The sequence below is a fragment of the Polynucleobacter sp. MWH-S4W17 genome (assembly GCF_018687535.1).
Taxonomy (GTDB): Bacteria; Pseudomonadota; Gammaproteobacteria; order Burkholderiales; family Burkholderiaceae; genus Polynucleobacter.
In genome coordinates, this window is the sequence record NZ_CP061295.1 from 1,331,093 (window position 1) to 1,347,848 (window position 16,756).

General features: G+C 43.9%; 21 protein-coding genes. 8 read left to right on the forward strand and 13 right to left on the reverse strand.

What is annotated here, in order from left to right:
* The first annotated feature begins 58 nt into the window (after positions 1 to 58).
* A complete protein-coding gene (locus C2755_RS06565) occupies positions 59 to 403 on the forward strand; it encodes a zinc ribbon domain-containing protein YjdM (protein ID WP_215320201.1) in 345 nt (114 codons plus the stop codon).
* 49 nt (positions 404 to 452) lie between these two features.
* Here the strand turns inward: C2755_RS06565 and C2755_RS06570 are convergent, their stop codons facing one another.
* On the reverse strand, positions 453 to 668 hold the full coding sequence (locus C2755_RS06570) for a YdcH family protein (RefSeq protein WP_215320203.1): 216 nt from the start codon (positions 666 to 668) through the stop codon (positions 453 to 455).
* A gap of 217 nt (positions 669 to 885) precedes the next feature.
* Here C2755_RS06570 and C2755_RS06575 point away from each other — a divergent pair, with 217 nt between their 5' ends.
* The gene (locus C2755_RS06575) at positions 886 to 1,764 is read left to right on the forward strand and encodes a hypothetical protein (protein WP_215320205.1); all 879 of its coding nucleotides are present in this window, start codon (positions 886 to 888) and stop codon (positions 1,762 to 1,764) included.
* Positions 1,765 to 1,796: 32 nt separating this feature from the next.
* Here the strand turns inward: C2755_RS06575 and C2755_RS06580 are convergent, their stop codons facing one another.
* From C2755_RS06580 to C2755_RS06600, 5 genes are all read right to left on the reverse strand, one after another.
* Complete coding sequence (locus C2755_RS06580) at positions 1,797 to 2,054, reverse strand: hypothetical protein (RefSeq protein WP_215320207.1); 258 nt, start codon at positions 2,052 to 2,054, stop codon at positions 1,797 to 1,799.
* An 80-nt stretch (positions 2,055 to 2,134) separates the two neighbouring features.
* On the reverse strand, positions 2,135 to 3,181 hold the full coding sequence (gene arsB, locus C2755_RS06585; protein ID WP_215320209.1) for an ACR3 family arsenite efflux transporter: 1,047 nt from the start codon (positions 3,179 to 3,181) through the stop codon (positions 2,135 to 2,137).
* Positions 3,178 to 3,657: an arsenate reductase ArsC gene (locus tag C2755_RS06590; RefSeq protein ID WP_215320211.1), complete on the reverse strand. Its 480-nt coding sequence runs from the start codon at positions 3,655 to 3,657 to the stop codon at positions 3,178 to 3,180. Before C2755_RS06590 ends, arsB begins: the two co-directional genes overlap by 4 nt.
* Before the next feature lie 17 nt (positions 3,658 to 3,674).
* Positions 3,675 to 4,136: an ArsI/CadI family heavy metal resistance metalloenzyme gene (locus C2755_RS06595; RefSeq protein ID WP_215320213.1), complete on the reverse strand. Its 462-nt coding sequence runs from the start codon at positions 4,134 to 4,136 to the stop codon at positions 3,675 to 3,677.
* Entirely contained in the window at positions 4,133 to 4,459 is a 327-nt protein-coding gene (locus C2755_RS06600; protein ID WP_215320215.1) for a helix-turn-helix transcriptional regulator, read from the reverse strand. The genes C2755_RS06595 and C2755_RS06600 overlap by 4 nt, the downstream gene beginning before the upstream one ends.
* A 143-nt stretch (positions 4,460 to 4,602) precedes the next feature.
* Here C2755_RS06600 and C2755_RS06605 point away from each other — a divergent pair, with 143 nt between their 5' ends.
* Both C2755_RS06605 and ppk2 (C2755_RS06610) read left to right on the forward strand, forming a co-directional pair.
* Positions 4,603 to 4,893, forward strand: a complete 291-nt coding sequence (locus tag C2755_RS06605; protein ID WP_215320217.1) for a serine/threonine protein kinase — start codon at positions 4,603 to 4,605, stop codon at positions 4,891 to 4,893.
* A complete protein-coding gene (gene ppk2, locus C2755_RS06610) occupies positions 4,893 to 5,666 on the forward strand; it encodes a polyphosphate kinase 2 (protein ID WP_215320218.1) in 774 nt (257 codons plus the stop codon). Before C2755_RS06605 ends, ppk2 (C2755_RS06610) begins: the two co-directional genes overlap by 1 nt.
* Positions 5,667 to 5,670: 4 nt before the next feature.
* Here ppk2 (C2755_RS06610) and ppk2 (C2755_RS06615) read toward each other — a convergent pair whose 3' ends face one another.
* Complete coding sequence (gene ppk2 / locus C2755_RS06615) at positions 5,671 to 6,576, reverse strand: polyphosphate kinase 2 (RefSeq protein WP_215320220.1); 906 nt, start codon at positions 6,574 to 6,576, stop codon at positions 5,671 to 5,673.
* Positions 6,577 to 6,626: 50 nt separating this feature from the next.
* Positions 6,627 to 7,421, reverse strand: coding sequence for a 1-acyl-sn-glycerol-3-phosphate acyltransferase (locus C2755_RS06620; RefSeq protein WP_215320223.1), 795 nt, complete (start codon positions 7,419 to 7,421; stop codon positions 6,627 to 6,629).
* 103 nt (positions 7,422 to 7,524) lie between these two features.
* Here C2755_RS06620 and C2755_RS06625 point away from each other — a divergent pair, with 103 nt between their 5' ends.
* Genes C2755_RS06625 through C2755_RS06640 form a run of 4 tightly spaced genes read left to right on the forward strand, consistent with a single transcriptional unit; the run spans position 7,525 to position 10,720 of the window.
* Complete coding sequence (locus C2755_RS06625) at positions 7,525 to 8,334, forward strand: UDP-2,3-diacylglucosamine diphosphatase (RefSeq protein ID WP_370623812.1); 810 nt, start codon at positions 7,525 to 7,527, stop codon at positions 8,332 to 8,334.
* On the forward strand, positions 8,331 to 9,359 hold the full coding sequence (locus tag C2755_RS06630) for a glycosyltransferase family 1 protein (RefSeq protein ID WP_215320225.1): 1,029 nt from the start codon (positions 8,331 to 8,333) through the stop codon (positions 9,357 to 9,359). The genes C2755_RS06625 and C2755_RS06630 overlap by 4 nt, the downstream gene beginning before the upstream one ends.
* Before the next feature lie 13 nt (positions 9,360 to 9,372).
* A complete protein-coding gene (locus C2755_RS06635; RefSeq protein WP_215320227.1) occupies positions 9,373 to 9,777 on the forward strand; it encodes a diacylglycerol kinase in 405 nt (134 codons plus the stop codon).
* A 19-nt stretch (positions 9,778 to 9,796) separates the two neighbouring features.
* Positions 9,797 to 10,720 carry a GNAT family N-acetyltransferase gene (locus C2755_RS06640; RefSeq protein ID WP_215320229.1) on the forward strand — a complete coding sequence of 308 codons (924 nt, stop codon included), beginning with the start codon at positions 9,797 to 9,799 and terminating at the stop codon, positions 10,718 to 10,720.
* 70 nt (positions 10,721 to 10,790) lie between these two features.
* On the opposite strand, the gene ppx is transcribed toward C2755_RS06640, so the two are convergent.
* From ppx to C2755_RS06665, 5 genes are all read right to left on the reverse strand, one after another.
* Positions 10,791 to 12,353: an exopolyphosphatase gene (gene ppx / locus C2755_RS06645; RefSeq protein ID WP_256441223.1), complete on the reverse strand. Its 1,563-nt coding sequence runs from the start codon at positions 12,351 to 12,353 to the stop codon at positions 10,791 to 10,793.
* 111 nt (positions 12,354 to 12,464) lie between these two features.
* Complete coding sequence (locus C2755_RS06650) at positions 12,465 to 12,677, reverse strand: GDCCVxC domain-containing (seleno)protein (protein WP_215320231.1); 213 nt, start codon at positions 12,675 to 12,677, stop codon at positions 12,465 to 12,467.
* Between the two features lie 54 nt (positions 12,678 to 12,731).
* Entirely contained in the window at positions 12,732 to 13,448 is a 717-nt protein-coding gene (locus C2755_RS06655; RefSeq protein WP_215320233.1) for an MgtC/SapB family protein, read from the reverse strand.
* 11 nt (positions 13,449 to 13,459) lie between these two features.
* A complete protein-coding gene (locus C2755_RS06660) occupies positions 13,460 to 15,205 on the reverse strand; it encodes an alkaline phosphatase (RefSeq protein WP_215320235.1) in 1,746 nt (581 codons plus the stop codon).
* A gap of 93 nt (positions 15,206 to 15,298) precedes the next feature.
* A complete protein-coding gene (locus C2755_RS06665) occupies positions 15,299 to 16,729 on the reverse strand; it encodes a DUF2252 domain-containing protein (protein ID WP_215320237.1) in 1,431 nt (476 codons plus the stop codon).
* Positions 16,730 to 16,756: the final 27 nt, after the last annotated feature.

The window sequence follows — 16,756 nt, forward strand, 5'->3', positions numbered from 1 at the left end:
TCTAAATCGAGTGCTAAATGCGGGACAAGACTGATCACCCGTAGACTAAAATGAGTCAATGAGCACAGATAATCTACCAAAGTGTCCTGCCTGCCAGGAAGATATGACCTACCCCGATGGGGAAAATTACGTTTGTGCCCAGTGCGGTCATGAATGGCCTATGGCTGCTGTTGCAGAAGAGGCTGAGGCTGGGCTCATTGTGAAAGATGCCAATGGAAATTTATTGGCAGATGGCGATACAGTCACCCTCATTAAGGACCTCAAGGTCAAAGGCTCTTCCACCACCCTGAAGGTTGGCACCAAGATTAAAGGGATTCGTCTGGTATCAGGTGATCACGAAGTCGACTGCAAAACAGAAGCGGGCAATATGCTACTCAAAGCCTGTTTCCTGAAAAAAGCCTAGATCTACAAAACCTAGGCTTTTCCAACTTATTGCTTGCTTAGTTAATTAGCTAGTTGCTTGCCTTCTTTAAGACGGCATAAATCTGATCTTTTAAAAGGAGCTTTTCTTTTTTTAAGGTCTCGATTTCTTCTGGGGTACTCGGCTCTGAATGGGATTCCATTCTTTGGATCTTTTGATCTAAATTGTTATGCTTATCAAATAAATGTGAGAAATGACGATCTGTCGTTTTCAGCTTGGTGATGAGTTCGCGATATTCAGGAAACATAGACCCTCTTCATATTTAGGTTAGACAAAACTTCACGCTTTTAGTGTAGCAACCCTGCATTGCAAGAACAATGGCTACGTCCATCTATTTATTTCACCCCTACCCTTGTAATCCGCAGGAAAAACCCCATATAGGAAAGGCGAATTCCCCAGGGAATTTGCAGTAATATCAGATAGTGCATCAAGCACAATAACTACCGAAAGAAGGGTAATAAACCATGGCTACAAAGAAGTCACCAGCAAAAAAGAAAGTAGCTACCAAGGTGGTAAAAAAAGCCCCTGTTAAAAAAGCTGTCAAGAAAGTTGCCGCTAAGAAAGTGGTAAGCAAAAAGACAGTCAAAAAGGTAGTGAAAAAACCAGCAGCCAAGAAAGTGGCCGCAAAGAATCCTGCTGCCAAAAAAGTAGCAGTTAAAAAATCAGTGGCAAAGAAACCTGCGGCCAAAAAGCCTGTAGCGAAGAAAGTTGCCAAGAAGACTGCAAAACCCGCTTCATCTAAATCACCTAAAGTAGACCAATATGGTCTTGAGCAAGATGATGAGTTTTACGGTCTGTATTTTGCAAAGTCTACCAACAAGGGATTGGTTGAAGTAAAGCCCTGCACTTTCTCACTGATGTATTGGTGGAAAGGTTTGCTTGGCTACCCTGACATGATCGAGATATCCAAAGGAAGCAATACTGCTATGTTGCAGTTTGAATCCACATTTGGTGGTGGCGATTCTGGCGAGACTGAGTTAACTGAAAAAGATGTGCTGGATATTGATCACATCATTGAAGTAGACGAAGAGGAAATGATGATCTCCCTCTACTCCTATGTACCTATCCCAGTGCCTGAGAAATTGGTTGGGGCTTTGAGCCTAGCCGTTCTCAACATTAACCCAGAAACTCGCTATGGCAGTCTAGAAATCTGCCCAACCGAGAATGAAAGTGGCGAAACTGAGCACTTCTTGCGTTACCGTACTGCAACCTATTTGCGTGGCATCAAGTCTGGCAAAGTGGAGGCAATCGAAAGCATGGTTACCAATGGCTCTGAGTTCTTTGGTCTTGCTTTAGATGCAATGTGCGTCAACAAGTCGATTAAGAAGTGGTTGCTTAGCTAAGATCCAATCAATGGCGGGCTAACTAATCGCCACTATCTACAAAGATAGATATAAGTTAAGGGAAAACGGTCATTGACCGTTTTTCTGCTTTCTAGAATCGTCACAGTTCTTTTGCCCTGCTTCTTGCATTCTGCAAGAGCAGCTTCCTGAGCCTCGCTCTCTTTTGCAGTCTTAGGCGCATGTACACCAATCGTGCCATCAGATTGTTGATAGACGCCAAATTCACTTTGCGGTGTAGAGCAAGCTGCTAACAACAAACACATCAGTAGAAATAGAAAGCGACTTAACATTTTGAATGCTGCCTAACAGATAAGAGATAGATGAATTCTATCTTATCTCCAGTTATGGAAAGCAAGAATTTACAGCCAAATTAGGCGGCCTGGAAGAACTTCTCTTTAAGCATGAGTGCAACCGAGACTAAGCCCACCATAATGGGCACTTCTACCAAAGGTCCAATCACCGCAGCGAATGCAGCTCCCGAGTTAATGCCAAACACAGCTATTGCAACGGCAATGGCTAACTCGAAGTTATTACTAGATGCCGTAAACGATAAAGTGCAGCAGCGCTTATATTCAATACCCATTTTTATGGTGATAAAGAATGTCAGTAAGAACATCACTACAAAGAAGATTAACAATGGAATTGCGATAGTAATGACATCAATTGGTAACTGAAGAATTAACTTACCCTTCAAACTAAACATCACCACTATAGTAAAGAGCAAGGCAATTAATGTGAGCTTTCCAATTCTTGGAACAAATGCATCTTGATACGACTCTCTCGACACAAATTTGAGTGAAATATATCTCGTTAAGAAGCCAGCCACACAAGGAACGCCTAGATAGATAGCAACTGTCTTAGCAATCTCGCCAATAGTAATATTGACAACAGAGCCTGCAAAACCAAAATATGGCGGTAGAACTGTCAAGAAGAAATAGGCATACAGACTAAAGAACAGCACTTGGAAGACAGCATTAAAGGCAACCAAACCAGCAGCATATTCTGTTGAGCCTTTAGCAATATCGTTCCAGACAATCACCATTGCAATACAAGGCGCTATCCCAATGAGTATTAAGCCGGCCATATACTCCGGCTGATTGGGCACAAAAATGATGGCCAAGAAAAACATCAACGTAGGTGCAACAATCCAATTGAGTAAGAATGCCAATCCAAAGATCCGCCTGTCTCTAAAGACGTCAGGCAAGTCTTCGTACTTCACCTTCGCAAAAGGTGGATACATCATCAATATTAATCCGATGGCTATTGGGATATTGGTAGTACCAGATTGAAAAGAATTAATGAATCCCTCTACTCCAGGGACAAAATATCCCAAGCCAATACCTGCCGCCATGGCAGCAAAGATCCAAACAGTGAGATATCGATCTAAAAAGGAAAGTTTGCTAGTAACTGTACTCATGATTTGGCGTGAATTTCTTTGAGACTCATCGAATCTAATTTCTCCAACGGCATTGATGCAAGAATATCAATGCGCTTCTTAAGTCCATTCATGACCTCAACAAAAGCCGTCTTTTTCTCCATATCGGAACCCTCTACTTTTGATGGATCAGGAAAGCCCCAATGGGCAGTTGCTGGACTACCCGGCCAAAATGGGCACTGCTCACCAGCTGCATTGTCACAAACGGTAATAATAAAATCCATCTTAGGAGCGTCAGGCACTCCAAATACGTCCCAACTCTTGGACTTTAATTTTGCAGGGTCCATACCCATCTCCACGGCAATTTCTCTAGCAATGGGGTTAACACTGGTGCCCGGAGTTGAGCCAGCAGAGTAGCCGACAAACTTACCACTAGGATGGGTAGACGCTAATGCCTCACCCAGAATAGATCGGGCGGAATTATGAGTGCATAGAAATAAGATGTTGTATTGCTTCATTACTGATCCTTAGTTAATTAACAGCAAGATTTTTTTGTAATAGATGCTACCGATATTGCTGTCAAGGTTGGCGGCACACAACATGCATCGTCCCCGCTTTGAGCAGTATTAAAAACAGGGATTATGTCTAGGGTATGAAATGTTTCCCATGGAATACCTGCAGGATCATTGACCCAATACTTATCTGATTTTGCATAACAACATGCGGTACCCATCTCCTCGATTACCCCCTCGTCAATCGTATCGAGGCGCATCTTCATCTCTTCAAGCTCAATATTGTTTTCTACCTGAATACCTAAATGATTAATACCCATGGGGGCTCCACGAGCTGAAATAGCAAAATTAACTTTAGGATCCTCTAGCTGCCATTTTGCGTAATCGCCCTTAAGAATAGTTGGCCCACACCCAAACATCTTCGCGTAAAAAGGAATAGAGGATGGAATGTCAGTCACCGCCACGTGAACATGAAGTCTTTTCATTTGCAAATCACTTTCTTTTTCTTTACTGACTCACAAGAATTTCCACCGCAGCAGTTTTCAAGTAAGAACCCGCTTAACTCTTGAACTAAGTTTGCATTGGGTCGATAGATGAGATTGCGACTTTGACGCTCTACTGAGAATAGATCAGCGCCAACCAGTTCTTTAAGGTGGAAGCTGAGTGTGGCATTGGCAATACCTAATTTTTCAATAATCTCACTAGGCGTTAATCCAGTATCTCCACGCTGCACCACCAAACGAAAGATATTTAAGCGGGTCTCTTGGCCCAGCGCCAGGAACACCTTGATAGCATCAGTATTTTTCATATTTCCAATTATATCGAAATATATATTTCTTTCTTACAAGCGATGTCACAAAACTGACATATATGTGTCACATATGCTTGAAAATAGGAGAAATAAAACGTAGGATCGGGTAATTAGATATACCAATCCACCTAGGAATCAGCATGAGCCAGAAGAAATTAGTAAAGCAGCTATTAAAAAAGCTTGATAAATTAGAGTCCGATAGAGAAAAGCTCATAGACAAGCTTGGAAAAGCACTAGATAAGTTAGATAAAAAAGTAGCCACCAAAAAAGCTCCGGCCAAGAAAGCTGTGACAAAAAAGGTTCCTGCGAAGAAGGCTCCCGCAAAGAAAGTCGCCGCCAAAAAGACGCCCACGAAGAAAGCGCCTGCTAAAAAAGCTGCCTCCAAAAAGTCTGCTCCTCCACAGCCATCAAATACAAATGAAGCAAGCTAATGGGCCAAAAAGGCAAAGATAAACTAGAGCGATCTAGCTATGATGATCAACTTCGTTTATTGCAAATTGAGTTGGTTAAGCTACAAAATAGTTTAATAAGCAAAGGTGATCAAATATTGGTCATTCTTGAGGGCCGTGATACGGCAGGCAAGGATGGCACTATTAAAGTCATCACTCAACACTTAAGCCCTAGAGAAACTCGCGTGGTTGCACTTGGCAAACCATCTGATAGCGAATCTGCTGAATGGTACTTTCAAAGATATGTAGCAGAACTACCCAAGAAAGGTGACTTTGTTCTATTCAATCGCAGTTGGTACAACCGTGCCGGCGTTGAGAAGGTCATGAATTTCTGTACCAAGCCGCAATATGCCAACTTTATGGGAACCGTAAATGAGTTTGAGTCCATCTTGGCCAGCTCAGGCATGACTATTCTTAAATATTATTTAGATATCTCTAAAAAGGAACAGGCTGCTCGTCTTGCAGATAGAGCTAAGGATCCACTCAAGCAATGGAAGATTAGCCCGATTGATCAGCAAGCGCAGAAATATTGGAATGCCTATAGCAAGTGTAGAAATGACATGCTAGAAAAAACTAGCCCTAAGGATGCACCCTGGATCATCGTGAAAGCGAACGATAAAAAAGTTGCTCATCTCAACATGATTCAAGATCTGCTATCAAGAGTCACGTATCCTGGCAAAGATAAAAACTTGCTGAAGGCTAGCAAAGATATTGTCTTCACGTGGGACGGCAATCTATCTAAGCTCGAAAAATAAGCCTTCAGAAAACCTCTGGAACATACATTTCAGGCGGTACTGGCCCACGTAGATAGTCTGGATTGTGCACGCGCTTTGGCAAAGTAATCTCTGGGTGATCAATCTCTTGATAGGGAATTTGATTCAATAAATGCGTAATGCAGTTGAGACGTGCTTTTTTCTTATCATTGGCGGCGACCACCCACCAAGGAGCCTCAGGAATGTGCGTACGTTCAAGCATGGTTTCTTTGGCCTTTGTATAAGCCTCCCAAAGCCTTCTTGCTTCCAGGTCCATTGGGCTTAACTTCCACTGCTTTAACGGATCATGAATACGCATCATGAAGCGGTTATATTGCTCGTCATCTGAGATAGAGAACCAGTACTTGATCAAGATAACGCCTGAACTAATCATCATGCGCTCAAGGTCAGGAACTGTTCTTAGAAATTCTTCGTACTCATTATCAGTACAAAAACCCATTACCCTCTCAACGCCAGCACGGTTGTACCAACTTCTATCAAATAAAACGATCTCGCCGCCAGCAGGCAACTGGGATATATATCTTTGAAAGTACCACTGTGTTTTCTCGCGCTCGTTCGGCGCAGGTAGGGCAACCACTTTGCATACACGCGGGTTAAGTCTCTGAGTGATTCGCTTGATCGCGCCGCCCTTACCTGCAGAATCACGACCTTCAAATAAGACTGCAACTTTGAGTTTATTGGCTACAACCCAGTCTTGGAGCTTAACTAATTCACCCTGAAGTCTAAAAAGCTCACGAAAGTAGACATTACGTGGAATTTGAGAGCTCTCACTTCCATCGTGCGATAGACGATCATCATCGAGCTCCATTTCAAGCTCTTCGTCCATGCTATCCAGAATCTCTTCTTGGGCACGGCGATACCAGTCGGCCATTTCGTTATGCTTCGATGTCATTGGTTTACGCTCCTAGACTAGATTTATAGCTAGAAATGATGACACATTTATTACATCAGCCGAGGATTGCCTTTTATATGAGCAGAGATAGCCTCCTGGCTGTGCAATGCCAGCCACTTTCGGTCACTCGATGCATCTGGACTGGCCCCTGAGGGTGGTAAAAAGACCAGTTCTACTATCAGCTTTCGATCTTTCAGGATCCTATTCATGGATTCGAGCAAGCCCATATCACCCACAAATGCCGGCGCCTCACTTCTGTCACCAGATAACAAAGATCTATAGGTAATTGCCAAGGAATAGACTGGCGCCTGAGCAATAACAGCCGATTCAAATAAATTAGGCTTGAATGGCAGGACGCCCTCACCTATTGTGGATGTACCCTCCGGAAAAATGCAGACAGACTCAGCTTTAAGCACATCACTCACTTCGTTAGCAACATGCCTTCCATGACGAGCGCTATCACGCCTGATAAATACCGTACCCAATTGTTTCGCCATCCATCCAAATATAGGCCAGCCCTCTACATCAGATTTTGCAACAAATCGAATAGGCTTAAACGCATTAATAGCGTGAATATCCATCCAAGAGATATGGTTTGATGCCAGCAGATAGGGGGTGGCAGGAAGAATTTCTGCATTTTTGAGTCTTAATTCAACACCAAAAATAGATAGCAACCTTTTTGACCACTTTTGAATATGCCTATTTTTGGCCTCCTGAGTGGCAAATGGGAACTGAAAAGACAAAGTAGCTAATCCGCCAATCACATGACCCCACACTAAAACCCACGAGAATGCAGAAGCCCAATATTGAAACGGGGGCTGTTTGAGGTATTTATTTAGACTCATACGTTATAGGAATATAAAACACATTCGGAAAATGCTACATCGTCATAAAACTGACTTGGAACTGTCATTCTAGTTTCATACTCAGTAGGCTTAATACTGTTTCATGATGCATTACAAAGCCATCTGGATTTCAGACGTACACCTAGGAACATCAGGGTGTCAGGCAGACTACCTTCTGGATTTCTTAAAACACAACGAAGCAGATAAATTTTACCTAGTTGGTGACATTATTGATGGCTGGAGACTGAAAAAATCTTTCTACTGGCCTCAATCGCATAATGATGTAGTACAAAAACTCTTGCGTAAGGCACGCAAGGGAACCGAAGTCATCTATGTTCCCGGAAATCATGATGAAAGCGCCAGACAATTCTTTGGAATGTCTTTTGGTGATGTCAAGGTAGTTGAAGAGGTAATTCATACAACAGTAGATGGCAGAAAACTATGGGTCACCCATGGTGATCAGTTTGATGGCGTGATGCAATACGCCAAGTGGCTTGCATACGTTGGTGATAACCTCTATTCGCTTATTCTTTATATAAACCGTTACTTTAATATGGTCCGCGCCAAGATGGGTCTGCAGTATTGGTCGCTATCGCAATACCTTAAACACCAAGTAAAGAATGCCGTCAGTTATATCGCAGACTTTGAGCACATTATGGCCAGAGAAGCACGTCTACGTGGTTGTGATGGGGTTGTATGCGGACATATTCACAAAGCAGAAATTCGCGAGATTGATGGCTTGTTGTATTGCAATGATGGTGATTGGGTCGAGAGCCTTACCGCACTAGTTGAAACACAAACAGGTGAACTCAAAATTATTCACTGGACACAGATCAAGGGTGAGCCAGTTGAGTCACCTCAAATCACCCTTCAACCCGCTATCGAATCACTCATCAAAGAGGCTGCGCTATGAAAATTATGATCATTACGGATGCATGGGATCCACAAGTAAACGGTGTTGTCCGCACCCTAAAACAAACCCGCGCTGAATTAACCGCAATGGGGCATCAAGTAGAGATGATTACACCAACAGGTTTTAAATCCATCCCCTGCCCAACCTACCCGGATATTGCTCTCTCACTCTTTCCAGGAAAAGAAGTCGCTCGTCGCATTAAAGAATTTGCACCGGATGCAATGCATATTGCCACTGAAGGCCCACTAGGTTTATCAGCTCGCGCCTATGCAGTAAAGAATCGCCTGCCATTCTCTACCGCTTATCACACACGCTTCCCTGAATACGTCAAAGCGCGTACCGGCATCCCTTTAGCAATTACTTATGCATTTATTCGGTGGTTCCATGGCCCATCAATGGCTGTGATGGCGCCAACCATTGTGGTTAAAGATGATCTTGAAAAATACGGCCTCAAGAATGTGGTCTTGTGGTCAAGAGGCGTTGATCTGGATATCTTTAAGATGCAAGATTCAAAGGCATTGAATACTGCGCATCCCATTTTTTTATACGTGGGCAGAGTTGCTGTTGAGAAAAACATCAATGCATTTTTAGAAATTGATTTACCAGGTTCAAAGTGGGTGGTAGGAGATGGTCCAGCGATGGCTGGAATCAAAGAAAAATATCCAGAAGTGAACTATCTGGGAGTTCTTCAGCAGCATGAGTTAGCAAAAGTGTATGCAGCAGCAGATGTATTTGTATTTCCTAGCAAAACCGATACTTTTGGCCTGGTTTTACTCGAGGCTATGGCATGTGGTACTCCAGTGGCAGCCTACCCAGTGACCGGCCCGATTGATGTGCTGGGTAACTCCAATTCAGGCGCCATGAACGAAGACTTGCGTGAGGCTTGTATGCAGGCCCTGAAAATTCCTCGTGAAGTAGCACGTGCACATGCTGAGAAATTCTCCTGGAGAGCGGCCTCAGAGCAATTTGCCAATCACCTTAAGCCCGTACCAACAACAGAAGTTCATGTAACAGCACTAGCCTAAAGAAAAACGTATCTTGAACTCTCCATATCACATAGATCAGAACCCCCATAAGGGCAATCGAGGCCTTGCCAGAGCATGGCATGCAGCCAAGAACTCTTGGTGTGGTTTGGTTTATGCATTTATGGAAGAAAGTGCGTTTAGACAAGAGCTGACTTTATTTGCCTTGCTAACACCAGTCGCCCTCTTGTTGCCGATCACCCTGCTAGAAAAGTCATTACTAGTTTCCTCGTTGATGATGGTGCTTGTTATTGAACTATTAAATTCCAGTGTGGAAGCGGCGATCGATCGAATTTCATTCGAACATCATGACCTCTCCAAAAGAGCAAAAGATTTTGGTAGCGCCGCTGTCATGCTTGCGCTATTTGTTGCGACTCTACTCTGGGCTGCAGTTTGCATCCCCTTGCTCCTAACACTTTAATCACCCACTAAGGCCAGCCATGTCTGACATCCCTAATCCAATTGGTTCATTTGAGATCTTTAGCCCTAAGAAGGTCAAAGCCTTAAAAAGAATCAAGCCAAATCCCCTTAAAAAACTCACCAAAAAGTTGGCTAAGAAGCTATTTGGTAAGAAGTTTGTAACTACAACAAGAGCCGAGCTTAGGGAAGTAGCTCCTGTTCCTGCGATTCAGGTTGATAAGCCTAAAAAACCGGCATTTCAAATTGTTTGGGCAAGCACACCGGGCGAGGTTAAAGAGGCACAAAGATTACGCTATAAAGTATTCGCTGAAGAAATGGGCGCCAATCTCCCAAAGAACGTCGAAGGCTTAGATGTAGATGAGTTTGACTCTTATTGCGATCATTTATTGATTCGCGATCAAGATACCCTGAAAGTAGTTGGCACCTATCGCGTACTGCCTCCACATAAGGCACAAGAAATCGGTCGCCTCTATTCTGATTCCGAATTCGATCTATCCCGTATTGATCACCTGCGCCCTAAATTGGTTGAGCTCGGTAGGTCTTGTGTTCACCAAGACTATCGCTCAGGAGCCGTCATCATGGCGCTATGGAGTGGCTTGGCTCAGTATATGCAAAAGAATGGCTATGAAATTATGCTTGGCTGCGCTAGCATCCCCATGGCTGATGGAGGTCACTTTGCAGCGAGCCTCTACAACTCCCTAGGCAATGATCAAATGGCGCCAACGGAGTTCCATGCCTTCCCGCGTTTACCTTTGCCTTTAGATAAATTAAATGGCGGCTTAGATGTACAGCCTCCACCGTTAATCAAGGGCTACTTGAAGCTTGGCGCCAAAATTTGTAGCGCCCCAGCTTGGGATCCAGATTTCAATACAGCCGACTTATTGACAATGCTCCGTCTCTCAGAAATCAACCCGCGTTACGCAAAGCATTTTTTGGGTTTGTAAGTCAAGAGCATTAATTGCAAGACAAAAGCCACTTCGTATTGAAGTGGCTTTTTTATTCTGAAATGCACATCTATTTAAAGCTAACTTGGTAGGAGCGCCCTACCCTTTCCCATTCTGCCGCCTCTTTCAGGAGGCTAAATTCAGTCAGGGGATGCTCAGCAACCCATTCCTTAGAAAGGCTAACTAAATACGAGCCAGCATGTTCAGAAACTTTTACCTTCGGAAAGTTGGTGTCATTGCGGCCGCGACACAGCACTTGAGCAAGTCGCAAACAAAAAAGCATGCGCCAGTCTTCAAAGCTAACATTATTCGCTAGCTTGCCTAGTTTGCCAGTATGTCCAATCAGCAAGGCGGCAAGCCTAGCCTGATCATTCTTAGAGAACCCAGGCATATCTGCATTGCCCGCTATATAAGCAGAATGCTTGTGATAGCCATTGTGAGAGATTGATAAGCCGATTTCATGTAGGTTGGCAGCCCACTGCAATAGGGCAATATTATCAGCTCTACTCTCTGATTCTGGCTTTGGTAATTGCTGCAAAAAATCAGCAGCTAATTTACCAACCCGATCTGCCTGCTCTCGATCAACGATATAGCGTTGCATAAATTGCTCTACAGTCACATATCGCATATCGTGATGTTGCGATCGACCAAGTAAGTCATATAAGACACCGCTACGCAATGCAGCGTCCGTTACTTCCATCTCTTCAATGCCCAATTCATCGAATGCTGCCAACATAATTGCTAAACCGCCTGGCCACACAGATCTTCTATCATCCTTCAGACCCTCTAGCTCCACTTGATTTACATGTTCATACTTGAGAAGGTGTTTTTTGAGATTCTTAAGGCCTTCACGGGTAATCATTCCGCTTGAGCTATTGACGCGGCCCATTGTTAAGCCGTCGCCACTGCCATTGAAATGATTATTTCCAATGAGATCAGCTAAAGCTCTAGCGGTACCGGAAGAGCCGATAACCTGCTTCCAGCCGCTTCTTAAATACGCGCCAGAAATAACCTGTATTTCACGGCGAGCTGCCAACTCAGCCTCCTTAAAGGCATGAGCATCAATATTTCCCTTAGGGAAAAATCGCATACTGTGAGATACGCAGCCGATATAAAGGCTTTCCATCAACTTAGGCTCATAGCCTTTGCCGATAATAAATTCAGTAGAACCACCGCCAATATCAATCACCAATCTATTACCCTGTACAGCCTGAACCTCATGCGCCGCTCCGATATAAATCAGCCGTGCCTCCTCAACCCCAGCAATGACTTCAATCGGGAACCCTAGAGCTACTTGCGCATCTTCTATAAATTGTTGGGAATTTTTGGCAACGCGCAAAGTATTCGTTGCGACCGCTCGAACATTGGCAGGATCAAAGCCGCGAATGCGCTCTCCAAAGCGCCGAATAGCAATCAAACCCCGTTGATAGGCATCATTACCAAGCAATTTATTTTCAGTCAGACCAGCAGCCAGGCGGACTGTCTCACGTAAGGTATCAATAGGGCGTAACTGAGTGCCAGAGGGGGTATTTACCGCTTGGGCCACCAGCATGCGAAAACTATTCGATCCCAAATCGACCGCAGCAACAAGGTCTTCTGAATGAACTAAAGGATCTACGGGATTGCTGGCCAAAATATTCCCCAAAAATGGAATGCTGTATCAATTGTGTCTATTTTATGTAAAAACCGTGACACATTGATGAAAATGCTAGCAAGCCTTTGTGGCCGGGAATAAGAGCTCTGATTAGGCTGCTAAGTTTTGCTCTGAACTGGAACAATCACGATTGCCAAAGCTACATAAGATGCAGCAATCACCAGACTTTGGCTTCAAAATAGCACTACAGGTGCGGCAACGATATAAGTGCTGAGAAGAGCCCTGCTCAATCTGAATAGCCTCTGAAGCTTGGCAATAAGGGCAGGTAACGATAGATTCTAAAAATGCAGCGTTTGTATTCACAACGCAATACTGAACCAAAAATATTTCAATATTGTGTCAATACATATAAATAGCTTAATCCGTTGTACTAGGGCTCCAGAATGCCTGAGTCACGAACTCTTGATCAGCAATCTTAGCAATCAACTGATCCATTTCATCTCCATCAACAGCCGATGCAGTTAAAACAGCCTGTATTTCCACATCATCACTTCCAAATTGATGCACCTCAACGTCTTGGGTTTGATACCCTGCTCCTTCTAGCGTCTTAATAAATTGCTTTAAGGCATGCTTTTGAGCATGCTTAGGGGTGATGATATATACCGAATTGGTCACCTCAACCGAGATGGTATCTAGTGGCTGACGATTGATAAAAGTCACCACAGGTCGCAAAAGAGTATTAGCAGCCAAAATAAATAAAGTCGCCAATCCGGACTCCAAAATTAGATCTGCACCAGCACAGGCACCCACCGCTCCTGAGGCCCATAAGGTGGCCGCCGTATTAATCCCACGAACATTACCTTCCTCGCGCATGATGACGCCAGCACCTAAAAAGCCAATGCCAGAGACAACATAAGCCATTACATGCACAGCCCCATCATGACCCGTCAGACGATTTCCAGCATCAACAAAAATCGCAGCGCCAATAGCTACCAGAATATTAGTTCTTAAGCCTGCAGTTCGTTGGCGATACTGACGCTCTAGACCAATTAAACCGCCAAAGAAAAAAGCCGCAGTCAGACTGATTGTGGTATCAGTTAACGACGCGTAATTAATGTTGCTAACAAACTCCATAGGACTAGTATTTATTTAGAGCCGAGACCTAATGACTCTACCATTACTTTGAATACCTCGGTGTTATCCATGAAACCCTTGAATTTATCTGCCCCCGGACCCATAGCATTCAGAACGGCATCATCTGCTGTGTGCACCCCAGACTCTTGGTGCGAGGGCAGATTTCCGCCCACATGAATCGCATCCTCCTGAAGTTGGAGATATTTTGGATTGGCTACATATTTACCGGAATCATCTTTAACGGCAGGAACAAAAGTGCCACCCAGTTTTGGATGTAAGGTCTCATAATGATCTGGGTAGTTGCCATAGAAAAATGCGATGCGTTTAGATACATCGATCTTATTTGGATAACCCTGGATATCCGCTTTTGGGTAGTTTGGGTAGCCTGCCTCAGCATAGGTGCCCACCTTTTCACGCAATGGGCCCGGCTTATCGTCGTGCACCACCCCGCTAATGGATCCGCTATGGGTGTGATCGGGCGTTACGATGATCAAAGTATCCGGATGCGTTTTAGCAAAATCTTTAGCAATCTGCACGGCGTTACTCAACATGATGGTGTCGAATGCCGCCCGCTCCCAATCGAGAGGATGGTTGAACTTATCAATTAATGCTGCCTCAACCATCAAGAAAAATCCATTAGGATTTCTAGATAGCACATCAATGGCAGACTGCGTCATCTCCGTCAAATCTGGCTGATTAGGGTATTGCTCAACCGTATTCTTTTTCAAATACAGGCGATCCAGTGATCCATCCATATTGTCCGGATGAAAGACGCCAAATAACTTTTTAGTCGTCTTATTTTCAGACGCAGAAATCAACTCCTGCTTGGTAAAGGCCAACTGATAACCATCAGACTTAAAACTGTCTACCAAATTCTTTTCATCTTTACGTTTTGAACCCTTGGTGGATTGCGGATAAAAATAGGCTGACCCTCCACCGAGAATGACTTCTGCACCGCTAGATAGTAGTTGATCAGCGATATATTGTTTGTCTGCCCTGCGTCTTGTATGAGAAACCATAGCGCCTGGCGTTGCATCTTCTAGTTCAGCATCAGAAACGATACCTATCGCCATCTTGGTATTGCGCTTGATGAGCTCTGCAATCGTTTCCACATTGGGATGTGCGAGATTATCACTGGCCCGGGATACATAGACTCCCATGGCATTTACTGCTGTCTTATGCCCCGTCGTATATGCACTCATAGAGTTGGCAGAGTCTGTAATAAGGGAATCAGACCCCGATGTCCCAATCATGGCAGTATTTGGCATATCGTCAAAGGCTAATCGACCTTGATACTTGCCCTCCTGAATACCTTTGGATAAAACTCTAGCAGTTGTTCGATTAGCAATCGTCATCCCATCACCAATAAATAGAATCACATTCTTAACACGGCGAGGACCCGTTGCGTAAACATCCCAGGTTACCTGTAATTTCTCTTGGGGTGCTCGAGCGATGATTTGATATTTACCAGCTTTTGATAGCTCAACATCCCTAAATAGAAAGGAGCTACCTCTACCATTTTCATTTGAAATGAACTCTGGTTTGGCGCCAATGGTTTTATTGATTGGTGAGCCGTTAAGTTCGATAAGAACCTCTTCAGGAGTGGTAACGGCATTGAATTCAACCTTGATATCGAACTTAGAACCCGCCAATATAGAGGCTTGATCGATTGGATAAATTGCTGCAGCTTGCGCTAGTCCAGCAAAGCTACCCAAGAAGATAAGAAATGTAGTTCTCAGAAATGGTAATGTATTCATGGGATAAATAGTGAACAAGATAGGTCAAATTAGACTATCTCCCAATCAAATGACAATTTGATGACCGCCCCACAGTACTCTAATTCAGAGCATTCATGCCTTGGCTGCCTTAAGTCTTCCACTCTTAACGGCCTTACGGAACAGCTCAAAGTCATGCTCATTTTGCTTTGCATAAGACCTGGCAAATAAATACATGGCCGCACCAAACTCTTTTTCCTCACCACAATACCCAGCAATCTCAGCCGCATCGCCAGAACGGGCATGCCCAAGTGCTAGTGCCCAGCCATACAATTTGGAATAGTCTGCAAAATTCTTTAAAGAAACCCCGCCTGGGCCAATCGGTATACCGCCTTTCATATCACGTAATTGACGTAGATAAAACCCCTGGCTTTTATCAATATCAAATTGCATAGAGCCGTAATTCAAAAAGATATCTGGGGCACCTTGGAGCAATCTCTGACCAGCCACGACGCGCTGGCCCATATCACGATAGATTGATTCACCCAAATACGGACTCAAGACAGATTTTTGGGCTTCCTTGTATTGCAAGAATAAGGGATCGCTTTCACTATCACCCTCAAAATAAAGAACCATGCAATTAGTCCCCACACTTCCAACCCCAACTATCTTGCGTGCAAAATCCTTCAAAACATAGCGCTCAAACAGAATCTTGCGATCAGCCAGCAAGGTGCTTGAATAATTCAGTAAAGCCTTATCAATGAGTGTACTCAAAGGATGACCAAAAGCATTCTTTTTGAAATGCTCAATTAAGGGGGCCTTATTGATAATCTTTCTATCTTTGCCAACAAGAGTGGTGAGTTTTTGTAAGACCTGCACATTTCCCTGCCCTTTAGTCTGCCTTAAGTAAGCGTCGATTTGCTTTTGGTGATCTTTATTAAAATGCTTGCGAATATTTGTATCGCTAATGAATTCTTGTGCCAAATCTAAATAGGGCATCTTTGCATATTGAAGCATCCGCTTTTGATATTCAGCGCAAATGCGTAACACTATTTTTTTGCTTAATGCTTTATCGCCACCATTGCTTTCACATGCAATCACTGCACTAGCAACAAGACGCTTCAGATCCCACTCCCAACTACCGGGCAGAGTTTCGTCAAAGTCATTGATGCCAAATACCAGACGATGTTCTGCAGTTCCAAACAGGCCAAAATTAGAAACATGCATATCTCCACACAGCTGAACTGTAATGTTGGTATTTGGCTGATTAGCTAAGTCTTGAGCCATGATCGCAGCACCACCACGGTAAAAAGCAAAAGGTGACTGCAACATTCGTTCGTAACGAATTGGAATCAAGGACTCAATGCGAGTCTTGGCTTGATTCTCAAGAATTGTGATGGGATGAATCCGATGTGGTGGTGGCGTATAGATACCCTGCTGAGCAAAGCTCACCACCTTACGCAAGGCCTTGCCATCTGCCATACGCTTTTTGATGCTAGGTCTTGGATTGCTAAAGGACTCTACCGACCTAAGTACAGCAAATTTAGGCTTCTTCTGTGGGTGCATGGGCTACCTGGGTAATGAATATACCCA

Coding starts and splice junctions, on each gene's coding strand:
- C2755_RS06565 (WP_215320201.1), top strand. CDS start 59: ATGAGCACAGATAATCTACCAAAGTGTCCTGCCTGCCAGGAAGATATG.
- C2755_RS06570 (WP_215320203.1), bottom strand. CDS start 668: ATGTTTCCTGAATATCGCGAACTCATCACCAAGCTGAAAACGACAGAT.
- C2755_RS06575 (WP_215320205.1), top strand. CDS start 886: ATGGCTACAAAGAAGTCACCAGCAAAAAAGAAAGTAGCTACCAAGGTG.
- C2755_RS06580 (WP_215320207.1), bottom strand. CDS start 2,054: ATGTTAAGTCGCTTTCTATTTCTACTGATGTGTTTGTTGTTAGCAGCT.
- arsB (WP_215320209.1), bottom strand. CDS start 3,181: ATGAGTACAGTTACTAGCAAACTTTCCTTTTTAGATCGATATCTCACT.
- C2755_RS06590 (WP_215320211.1), bottom strand. CDS start 3,657: ATGAAGCAATACAACATCTTATTTCTATGCACTCATAATTCCGCCCGA.
- C2755_RS06595 (WP_215320213.1), bottom strand. CDS start 4,136: ATGAAAAGACTTCATGTTCACGTGGCGGTGACTGACATTCCATCCTCT.
- C2755_RS06600 (WP_215320215.1), bottom strand. CDS start 4,459: ATGAAAAATACTGATGCTATCAAGGTGTTCCTGGCGCTGGGCCAAGAG.
- C2755_RS06605 (WP_215320217.1), top strand. CDS start 4,603: ATGAGCCAGAAGAAATTAGTAAAGCAGCTATTAAAAAAGCTTGATAAA.
- ppk2 (WP_215320218.1), top strand. CDS start 4,893: ATGGGCCAAAAAGGCAAAGATAAACTAGAGCGATCTAGCTATGATGAT.
- ppk2 (WP_215320220.1), bottom strand. CDS start 6,576: ATGACATCGAAGCATAACGAAATGGCCGACTGGTATCGCCGTGCCCAA.
- C2755_RS06620 (WP_215320223.1), bottom strand. CDS start 7,421: ATGAGTCTAAATAAATACCTCAAACAGCCCCCGTTTCAATATTGGGCT.
- C2755_RS06625 (WP_370623812.1), top strand. CDS start 7,525: ATGATGCATTACAAAGCCATCTGGATTTCAGACGTACACCTAGGAACA.
- C2755_RS06630 (WP_215320225.1), top strand. CDS start 8,331: ATGAAAATTATGATCATTACGGATGCATGGGATCCACAAGTAAACGGT.
- C2755_RS06640 (WP_215320229.1), top strand. CDS start 9,797: ATGTCTGACATCCCTAATCCAATTGGTTCATTTGAGATCTTTAGCCCT.
- C2755_RS06655 (WP_215320233.1), bottom strand. CDS start 13,448: ATGGAGTTTGTTAGCAACATTAATTACGCGTCGTTAACTGATACCACA.
- C2755_RS06660 (WP_215320235.1), bottom strand. CDS start 15,205: ATGAATACATTACCATTTCTGAGAACTACATTTCTTATCTTCTTGGGT.
- C2755_RS06665 (WP_215320237.1), bottom strand. CDS start 16,729: ATGCACCCACAGAAGAAGCCTAAATTTGCTGTACTTAGGTCGGTAGAG.